8 protein-coding genes and 1 pseudogene are annotated in these 9,606 nt (G+C 56.7%); 6 read left to right on the forward strand and 3 right to left on the reverse strand.

Features of this window, described 5'->3' with window-relative positions:
* Positions 1 to 56 precede the first annotated feature (56 nt).
* The 3 genes and pseudogenes from DM868_RS15585 to DM868_RS13940 all read right to left on the reverse strand — a co-directional run.
* Positions 57 to 281: pseudogene (locus tag DM868_RS15585) on the reverse strand (IS5/IS1182 family transposase); the annotation flags it as partial.
* A 110-nt stretch (positions 282 to 391) separates the two neighbouring features.
* On the reverse strand, positions 392 to 1,294 hold the full coding sequence (locus tag DM868_RS13935; RefSeq protein WP_137277443.1) for a DMT family transporter: 903 nt from the start codon (positions 1,292 to 1,294) through the stop codon (positions 392 to 394).
* Positions 1,295 to 1,399: 105 nt separating this feature from the next.
* A complete protein-coding gene (locus tag DM868_RS13940; RefSeq protein ID WP_137277444.1) occupies positions 1,400 to 2,176 on the reverse strand; it encodes an inositol monophosphatase family protein in 777 nt (258 codons plus the stop codon).
* A 158-nt stretch (positions 2,177 to 2,334) separates the two neighbouring features.
* Between DM868_RS13940 and DM868_RS13945 the strand changes: the two genes are divergently transcribed.
* From DM868_RS13945 to DM868_RS13970, 6 genes are all read left to right on the forward strand, one after another.
* Positions 2,335 to 3,129: a sugar phosphate isomerase/epimerase family protein gene (locus DM868_RS13945; protein ID WP_170964532.1), complete on the forward strand. Its 795-nt coding sequence runs from the start codon at positions 2,335 to 2,337 to the stop codon at positions 3,127 to 3,129.
* A gap of 254 nt (positions 3,130 to 3,383) precedes the next feature.
* Positions 3,384 to 5,033, forward strand: coding sequence for an ABC transporter substrate-binding protein (locus DM868_RS13950; RefSeq protein ID WP_170964533.1), 1,650 nt, complete (start codon positions 3,384 to 3,386; stop codon positions 5,031 to 5,033).
* A gap of 21 nt (positions 5,034 to 5,054) precedes the next feature.
* Positions 5,055 to 6,014, forward strand: coding sequence for an ABC transporter permease (locus tag DM868_RS13955; protein WP_137277447.1), 960 nt, complete (start codon positions 5,055 to 5,057; stop codon positions 6,012 to 6,014).
* Positions 6,011 to 6,949, forward strand: coding sequence for an ABC transporter permease (locus DM868_RS13960; RefSeq protein WP_137277448.1), 939 nt, complete (start codon positions 6,011 to 6,013; stop codon positions 6,947 to 6,949). The genes DM868_RS13955 and DM868_RS13960 overlap by 4 nt, the downstream gene beginning before the upstream one ends.
* A complete protein-coding gene (locus DM868_RS13965; RefSeq protein WP_137277449.1) occupies positions 6,946 to 7,995 on the forward strand; it encodes an ABC transporter ATP-binding protein in 1,050 nt (349 codons plus the stop codon). The genes DM868_RS13960 and DM868_RS13965 overlap by 4 nt, the downstream gene beginning before the upstream one ends.
* Complete coding sequence (locus DM868_RS13970) at positions 7,988 to 9,292, forward strand: ABC transporter ATP-binding protein (protein WP_137277450.1); 1,305 nt, start codon at positions 7,988 to 7,990, stop codon at positions 9,290 to 9,292. Before DM868_RS13965 ends, DM868_RS13970 begins: the two co-directional genes overlap by 8 nt.
* The last annotated feature ends 314 nt before the right edge of the window (positions 9,293 to 9,606 follow it).

A 9,606-nucleotide genomic window follows, 5' to 3' on the forward strand; every position in this document is an offset into this window, starting at 1 on the left:
CGTTTGATCTCCAGCGAGTCGACACGGCTGACGACTGCGATTTCGTCGAGCGTCCGCGCTAACCCAAGAGCACGACGGATGCGTGGCCCCTCGATCAGTTCGTCAAGCAGGCCACGGTAGGTCGTGTTCTTCCGAACTTTGAGACGCAGCAGAACAACGTGCTGCAGGAGTGTATAGCGGTGTTTGGAGAACTTCGAGGAGTACCGGGAGACGGCTCGCCGTGCCGGATGGATCGTCTTCTCAGTAAACCGGAGAATCTGCGACTTTGGTAGGGCTTTCATTTCGTCAAATTACGCGGCGAAAATGTAACACACTGAGGGTTTCAGCAGAGCCGAGCAGATGTATGAGAAATTCACAGAACCTGCTTCGGGGACTACGATAATCGATATTGCTATCCGTATAATGAGACAAACGTAGCGCCGATCACGACGCCGACAGCTGCAACGGTGAGTCGCCAAGTTATTTTCTCCACCTGATCGGGAAGAGCGAACATCGAGATGAGGATTATAAACAGCGGCGATGTCTGGATGACAGGTACAACCAAGACGACAGGTGCACTCTCCAGGGCGGCGAAGTAGCTAAGCATCGAGATTGTTATGATCAGCCCCGCACCGAGGTGCCACTTGAATTCAGGATCGGATATCACATCAGGGCGTGGGATACCGGACGAGACTGCAAGATATGTACTGAACCCAACGAAGGCTGTGCTGACCGTTACGGCGAGTCCGGTCAGAGTCGATGTACCAAATGACAGGCCGATAGAAATGAATATCGGTTCCACTCCTATAAAAAGCGCTGCGAGTATTGGGAGTGCGATTATTTTGGCCGTTGGATTCTGGTTCACTGATTCTGGATCGTTCGAAGTCTCGTAGGAGATGTACGCGATGCTGACAACAATGAGGACGATCCCGAGGAAGTGGATCAATGTCACAGTGTCACCGAAAGTGAACATCGCGAAGACGGTAGCGAAGATGACGTTTGAGGCTACGATGGGCGACGTGCGGCTCGCACCGATTCGCTGGATACTCTGGAACATGAGTATCCGCGAGAGCAAGGCCCCTGCGACACCGGCAGCTACGAACGCCATGATTGATCTGGGAGATACCACACCGTTCGAGAACACCACCGCCAGCGGCACGATGATCGCGGTGTTACATAGGAGTGATATCCAGACCACGTCCTCAACGCGGCCTGACCTCGTTCCGATGCGGACAAAAATATATTGCAGTGCAAAACCGACCGAGGCCACGACAGCGAGAACTAATCCGAGAATCGGTATCGAGAGCATACTCATCAGCTCCCACCCTTTTTGTATCCGAGCAGCAGGTGTCGACCTCGTCGGTTTGTTCTGATTCTGACAGACACTAATTTAGATAGTTTTGAAGACATCTGTTAGTATCTACACATCGACAGCTTCGAGTGCTATCTCGTGAATTTCTCCGTTTGATGCGACGAGACCCTTGGATTCGTGGGTCCATCGGTCTCCGTAGATATCCGTTACTGTGCCGCCAGCCTGTCGGACAAGGTGGGCGCCTGCGACAGTGTCCCAGGCGGGCCCCTGTCGGTTCGTGACCACCGCATCGATTTGCCCCGCCGCGAGGAAGGCCAATTCTAGTTGTGTCGATCCATACCGTTTCAGGTCGGCAAACCGACTGGTGATACCCTCACAGACACCACTGTATTCGTCTCGGTCGTTGTAGTCCCACCACAGTGTCGGAACGACGTTGCACAGTTCCGGGTCGGAACGGTCACTAACAGAGATAGAATCTCCGTCCCGACGCGTGTCACGTTCGTCAGCGACGAAGGTTCCGAAACCGAGTGGGGCGACGGTTGACGCTGCCACGCACTCCCCATCCTCAAGACGAGCCACACTCGTCGCCCATAGTGGGATAGACCGAACGAAATTGTTAGTGCCGTCGATAGGATCGACCACAAAGCAGGTCCCCGTCGAACTGGGGTGTTTTTGCAACTCGCCTTCCTCTGCAACTATCGGTTCCTCCGTGAATTGCTTCCGTAACTCATCGATGACTCGCTTTTGTGCTGATCGATCCGCGACCGTTACGACATCAGTTTTGTCGGATTTTGTATCGACAGTCAAATCGCTATCAAAATGAGATTTGGCGACAGTTGCTCCTGCTGTAGCGGCTCTCTCAACGGTTTGTATCCAGGAATTCATAAACTACCATATCTTTTTGAATATCAGGTATGCTTAGATGTGTTGGTTTAAATATATGTACTCTAAATATTCATATGACCCCTACAACCCCCATACGTAACAATACATATAACAAATATAAAACGTCCAAACGGGGCCGGGATACAGTTAGGCTGATTATGCAGTCCATGCCCCGTGGGTTCGTGACAGATATCGGCGTCCCCTTTGAGGAATCAATAACAGTCGCACAACAGGAGGAGTTCGATTTCATCGAACTATTCATGGAGGGACGGTTTGCTAGAGAACAGCTAATGGAGAACTTGGAGACCCATCAGAAACAACTCGAGGAAACGAATCTTTCGCTGGTCGTTCACCTCCCATTCTCTCTGGATATCGGTTCACCCTTCGACCGTATTAGAGAAGCCTCAGTCTCGGAACTGTCGGACTGTCTCGCAACTGCAGCCCAGTTGGACGCAGAGAAGGCCGTCGTCCATCCGACGGCTAACGTGTGGCAAAAGGCGTATGACGCCGAGGAACTCCGTCCGATAATCGTCGAGTCGATACGCAAATTACATCGAAAGGCGTCCGGTCACGACATCGAACTCTGTGCCGAGAACATCTTCGGGACGGCGTTCACGATCGGAAACTTCGACACACTGCTCGCCGAGACCGACACATCGATGACGCTTGACACGGGCCACGCGCGCATATCCGGTTACACTAGGGACCGACTCAGTGAGTTCGTAAAACGGTACAGTGACCGGATATCACATGTCCACCTGAACGACTCCCGGTATCCAGAGGACGAACATCTTCCGTTCGGCTCCGGGACTGTCGACTTCCGTTCCCTGTTCGAGACGTTACAACGAACTGACTGGACCGGGACGCTTTCTCTCGAAGTTCATACACAGAATCCGGAGTACATAGTAGCCAGTAAGCAGCAGTTAGACACGGTTCTGGGGTCTCTCCAGTAGCCATAACTTCCCGTTGGAATTAACTTTTCCACAGAGAACAGCAGAGGAGTCGGGAGATCTTCGAGATGTATAGTCGGTTTATCGATTGCCCCCGAGACGTGTCCACAGACTGTTCGCAAATTAAGGCGACCTGTCCCACTATATAGCGATATAGCGGCCAATCAACTGCTTAGAAGACTCGGGAGCACTATTATAAAACCTTAATCAAATACGTCAGATCGATCGAGCCGTAGCGAATGAAAGACCGATCCGATATGGTCACGGATTCCGGGAGCGTTTCCCTTGAGAATCTCCAGGGACCCACGATTGACCGGAGAACAACTATCAAACTCCTTTCAGGCGCAGGTATCGCCGGACTCGCGGGCTGTGCCGGATCCGACGGATCTGCCGACACGAACACCAGCGACACATCGGCGACCGGAAACGGGACGCCTGATACTGGCGACAGTATCACCGCCGGCTGGTACGCCTCTGGACTCGATGATCTCGATCCTCACTACGTGACCAGCGGAGAGCGATTCCAGTTGATTGCTAATATTACGAGCGGCCTAACGATGTTGACCCCTGAGGTCGAAATGCAGGGGGATCTTGCGACTGACTGGACCGTCGAAAAGGGCGGCGCTAGGATCGTCTACGAGTTGCGCGAAGACGTGACGTTTCACAACGGCGAAAAATTCACTGCAGACGACGTGGCTTTCAGCGTTGAGCGGTCCATCACCGAGGAAGCGCCGAACTCCGACCTTCTCTCGCCGCTCAAGCCCATTGACGACGGAGGCGTCTCGGTCATCGACGATTATACCGTTGCGGTCGAGTTCGAACAGCCCTACATTCCGGGCCTGATCTACTTCAGCCGCGAGGGGCGCGCCGCGAACGTGATCAACCAGACCGCACTGGAGGAGATGGGGCGCGAAGATTTCAAGCGGACCCCGGTCGGAACCGGTCCTTTCGAAGTCGTCTCCCACGATGTCGGTGAGAGAATAGAACTCGAGGCTTTCGACGACTATTACCGCACAGACGAGAACGGAACCCAGTTGCCGTACCTGGATGGGGTGACTGTCCGTGCAGTTCCAGAAGCGGGGACTATCGTGAACGCGCTCCGTAGTGGCGATCTCGATTTCATCAACGAGGTGCCACTGGAGAATGCGCCCCAGTTGAAGCAGAGTTCCGACATCGTCACTCACCAGCGACCGGACTTGAACTACTACAACCTGTCGATGAACAGCGATGTGGAGCCGTTCACCACGAAGACGGCTAGGCTCGGGTTTGCGAAACTCATCGACTCCGAGCAGATGGTCGAGGAGGGGTTCTTCGGGAACGCCAACCCCGAACCGACGCTGTACTCCCCAGCTCACGAGTGGATCTACCGCGACTGGGAAGACAAGCCCCAAGACCAGGCGTACGACCCCGAAGAGGGGCAGCGGCTGCTCGAAGAGGCCGGTGTAGCCGACGCGAGCGTCACGTTGCTCGCTGACGGTCGGACGAAGAGACTGATGGAGATCATCCAGCGACAACTGAGCAACGCTGGACTCGATGTCAGTATCGAACAGGTCTCCACGTCGGTCTACTGGGATAGGGTCCCGGACGCGGACGCCGTCATTACGTGGTCCTCTGGCGACTACGACCCGGACACGGGTATCTACCGGAGCTTCCACAGCGAGGGTATTTTCAACGACGCGGGCTACGATAACGAACGCGTCGACGAACTGCTTGAAGCCCAGCGCGAGACGACGGACCGCGACGAGCGGCGCGAACAACTCCAGGAGATCGAGGATCGGGTCATTAAGGACGCGCCGACCGCATTCTTCGGACACCGGGAAGACGTGGTCGGTCACCGGTCACATGTGAGCGGGTTCGTCCACGTTCCCTTCCAGCGTCGTCTGGAGTATCTCTCGACTTCCGAATGACCGACGCGGGTGTTTGAAATCATGAAACGATACGCGTTAGCCCGCCTCGGTCAGTCGGTGGTTCTCGTCTGGTTGGTCTCTACCATCGTCTTCTTCTGGGTTCGATTGCTCCCGGGAGGCCCGTTTCAGACGATGTTTGGCCAACAGGCCAACCCGGCGGTTGTCGAAAAAATGGCCGCCGAGTTCGGACTCAACCAACCGCTGTACCTGCAGTATCTCGACTGGATGAGTAATCTCGTCCTCCTCGATTGGGGCCGTAGTATCACGAGCGGTGAACAGGTCACGTCGATCCTCCTGCAGGCCGCACCGAAATCGATTTCCATTGCGGTACTCGGCGCGGTGATCGGACTCTCACTGGCGTTCCCTGCGGCGATCATCAGCGCGACCCACAAGGATAGACTGCCGGACATCGTTTCGACAGTCATCGCGTACATGGGGCTCTCGATGCCCGGGTTCTTCATCGGAATCCTCCTCGCACTGGTGTTCGGCGTCTACCTCGGGTGGTTACCAGTCTTCGGTTACACGCCGCCCAGTGAGGGTGTGATTCCGTGGCTCAAGTCGGTGGTGCTCCCCGCGACGGCTGTCGGGCTTCCGTACGGTGCGGTAGTCCTGCGAATCACGCGGTCGTCGCTCATCGACACGCTCGATGCCCCCTACCTCAAAACGGCGCGAGCAAAAGGGGTCGGCAGCCGGGTTCGACTGTACAAACACGCCCTGCAGAACGCGCTCCTTCCGGTAGTGACCATCGCCGGAATCCAGTTCGGAATCATCGTCGTCGGGACGGTGACCGTCGAGTTCGTCTTCGGAATCAACGCGCTCGGTCGGCTGCTGGTCGAATCGATCCTCCAGCGGAACTACCCGGTCACGCAGGGCGTTATCATTCTGATCGCCGCTATGATGATACTGATCAATATCGTCGTCGACCTGACCTACACCGTGCTGGACCCACAGATATCCTACGGTGGTGATTCCCGCCGATGAGTTCTCTCACCGATTCACCCCACGCACCGGACCGACTGCAACGTGACTGGCTCGGTCCCGTGATGCGAACCGTCCTCTCAGACAAGCGCGCGGTAGTTGGTGCCGTCGTCGTCGTTTCGATCATCATCCTCGCGGTCTTCGCACCGTATCTGGCGCCCACCGAGCCACAGACCACGTACGACCTACTTGAGCCACCGAACAGCCACTCGGAAGGCGACTTCGACTTGGACGGCACGACGGAGGAAATCTGGCATCCACTGGGAACTGATTCGCAGGGCAAAGACATCCTGACCGAACTGATCTACGGGGCCAGGATATCGCTGCTGGTGGCCTTCGCGACGGTCGGGTTCGCGTTACTCGTAGGAACGACGATTGGTATGTTGGCGGGCTACTATCGCGGGTGGATCGACTCACTGCTGATGCGCTACATAGACCTGCAGTGGGCGTTCCCGGAGATTGTACTTGCGGTCGCGATCATCGCAGTCACGGGCGGTATCGGTGTCGTCCCGGTGATCATCGCGATTGGCTTCGGATTTGTCGACGACTTCGCACGTCTGGTTCGAAGCGAAGTACTCAAGACCCGCGAGGAAGCCTACATCACGGCCGCACGAGCCGTCGGAATGCGTCCGCGGCGCGTTATGTTCCGGGAGATTCTGCCGAACGTCACCGGGACGATACTGGTCCAGATCACTCTCCTGATACCCATCGCTATCCTCTGGGAGGCTGGCCTGTCCTTCATTGGGATGGGCGTGTCTCCGAGCACGCCGACGTGGGGACTGCTGCTGGCCGACGGTCGGCAGTTCCTCCACGAGGCGTGGTGGATCAGCGTGCTCCCAGGACTGGCCATCCTCGTCACCGTCCTCTCGTTTACTTTGTTCGGCGAGGGGCTGCGCGAGGCGTTCGACGTGAGCGAACGGGAGGTCCACGACAGATGACGCTCCTCGAAGTCGAGAACCTCCACACGGAGTTCCCTATGGACGGATACACCATCCCCGCGCTCGACGACGTGAGCCTGAGCGTTTCGAGCGGCGAAATCGTCGGTGTCGTCGGCGAGAGCGGGAGCGGGAAGACGGTTCTAGCCGAGAGCGTGATGGGCATCGTCGAAGAACCCGGACGCGTCACAGACGGTGAGATTCGGTTCAAGGGGGAGTCGCTGCTCTCGAAGACGGAGTCCGAACTCCAGTCCGTTCGCGGGAGCGACATCTCGCTGGTCTTTCAGGACCCGATGAACAGCCTGAATCCGACGATAACCGTCGGCGAACAAGTAGCCGAAACGATCCGGTTACATCAGGATGTTGGTGAGAGCGTTTCGCTCGGAGCGGAGGTCAAGCGGAAACTCCTCGGCGCGACGAAACACTCCGAATCATGGAAGCGGAGCATCGAGATGCTGGAAACCGTCGGTATCCCCGAACCGGCGAGTCGGGCGTCGAGTTACCCCCACGAGTTCAGCGGCGGCATGCGCCAGCGCGCGCTCATCGCCATCGCGCTCTCGTGTGAGCCGGATCTCCTGATCGCAGACGAACCGACGACGGCCCTCGACGTGACGACCCAGGCCAAGTTACTCGACGAACTGGAGGCGCTCGCGGAGGCCTTCGACACCGCGGTCATGGTGATTACGCACGACCTCGCGGTGGTCGCCGAGCTCTGCGAGTTCGTCTACGTGATGTACGCGGGGGAGGTCGTCGAGCGGGCGAGAACCGAGAGGCTGTTCCGTCAGCCACAGCATCCCTACACGGTCGGTCTCCTCGATAGCATCCCTCACTTGGATGGGTCGACTGAGCTCGGCGCGATTCCGGGAGACGTTCCCGAACGGACAGGTCAAATGGAGGGCTGTCTTTTCGCGCCGCGGTGTCCGGAAGCGACCCAAGAGTGCCACGAGAACCGTCCGTCAGATCGGAGTGTCGGAGATGGCGAACACAGCGCAGCCTGTCTGAAACGTGGCGAGTCGCAATCAGTGGATCTGGTGAACAAGCATGACTGAGACAATCGGTTCACGCACGGCACCGGCAGACGAACAGACCTCGCTCGTGGAAGTTCGCGACCTCAAGAAGCACTTCCAGACTTCGTCCGGGCCGCTCAGTCGACTGTTCGATGCTCCCGACGTGGTGCGCGCCGTCGACGGGGTCAACCTGACGATCAGGGAAGGAGAGACGGTGGCAGTCGTCGGAGAGAGCGGCTGTGGCAAGAGTACGCTCGCTAAAACGCTGCTGAAACTTCACCAGCCTACAGCCGGATCTATCACATATCGCGGGACGGATCTCACCGACCTATCTCAGTCGGAGATGCGCCCCTTCCGCCGGGAAATGCAGATGATCTTTCAGGACCCCCTCGGATCACTTAATCCGAGCAAGACAGTGGGTCAGCTCGTCACTACCCCGATGGATGTCCACAATATCGGCGCTGATTCGAGGGTGCGTCAGGAACGAGCCAGAGAGTTGCTCGAACGGGTGGGGTTATCTGCAGAACACTTTGATCGGACACCGGAGCAGCTTTCGGGAGGACAGCAACAGCGTGTCGGCATCGCCAGAGCACTCTCGGTGGAACCAGACTTTCTAGTAGCCGACGAACCGACATCGGCTCTCGATGTCAGTGTCCAAGCGAAAGTCCTCAAGCGTTTAGATACCCTCACGAATGAGCACGGTGCAGCAATGCTGTTCATCGCCCACGATCTGAGCACGGTCCGTCACATCGCTGACCGTGTCGCCGTGATGTACTTAGGTCGAATTGTCGAATGCGCTGCAGTCGACGAGCTGTTCGGCTCACCCCAGCATCCCTATACGAAAGCACTTCTCTCCGCAGTTCCACGGATAGACCCTGACGATCGAGCCGAACGGATTAGACTCCACGGGCAAGTCCCCTCACCAATGAACCCGCCCGCAGGCTGTCGGTTCCACACCCGATGTCAGGAGCTAATTCCGCCTGCGGAATGGAAGGGGACACAAGTGCAGTTTCGGATGGTGTTTACCTTTCGGCAAAAGGTGCTCTCGGACGTAATCGACGTGGAGGCCGTGAGAACACAACTAAAAGAAGATACCGAAGAGATTCCCCAGAACGCCTTGGTCGACGCAGTGGTAGGCCGACTGTTTCCGGGATATTCAGCTGATCTTCCATCTGATGCCCACAGTACCCTTTGTTCGGCAGCACAATATATCGTAGATGGGGATATCGATGCCGCGAAAGCTCTCGTTCGAGACGAGTTCCGGACGCCTTGTGAACGAGATGTTCCAGACGCGGAGAGTCAATCTGGGTGTTTCGTTCGTTGTCATAGATACGACTGAATGCCTTAATAGTGTTTTTTGTACGCTCTTGCGTAGGAGGTTGTTGATACTGGTGAACAGTAGCTGCGGAGACAAAGACGACAAGGGTACCGCTTCAGCGGTGCCCGACACGAACGATTCCGCTAGATGTGTTTGGGTCGGAATCGGTCGCAGCGGACCTGTTGGATCAGGTTCGCTGGCGTGACGGGGCTGTGTTGAATCGCTAGGCGGCGTCGGGATGGGTCGCTAAATCAAAGAAGTTGAAGCTGGAGACTGCGAATGTCCATGACGCAAATCTCCCGCTTCACTAGCGAGATTGTCCCGATTTCCCAAAG

This window comes from Natronomonas salsuginis (genome assembly GCF_005239135.1).
Taxonomy (GTDB): domain Archaea; phylum Halobacteriota; class Halobacteria; order Halobacteriales; family Haloarculaceae; genus Natronomonas; species Natronomonas salsuginis.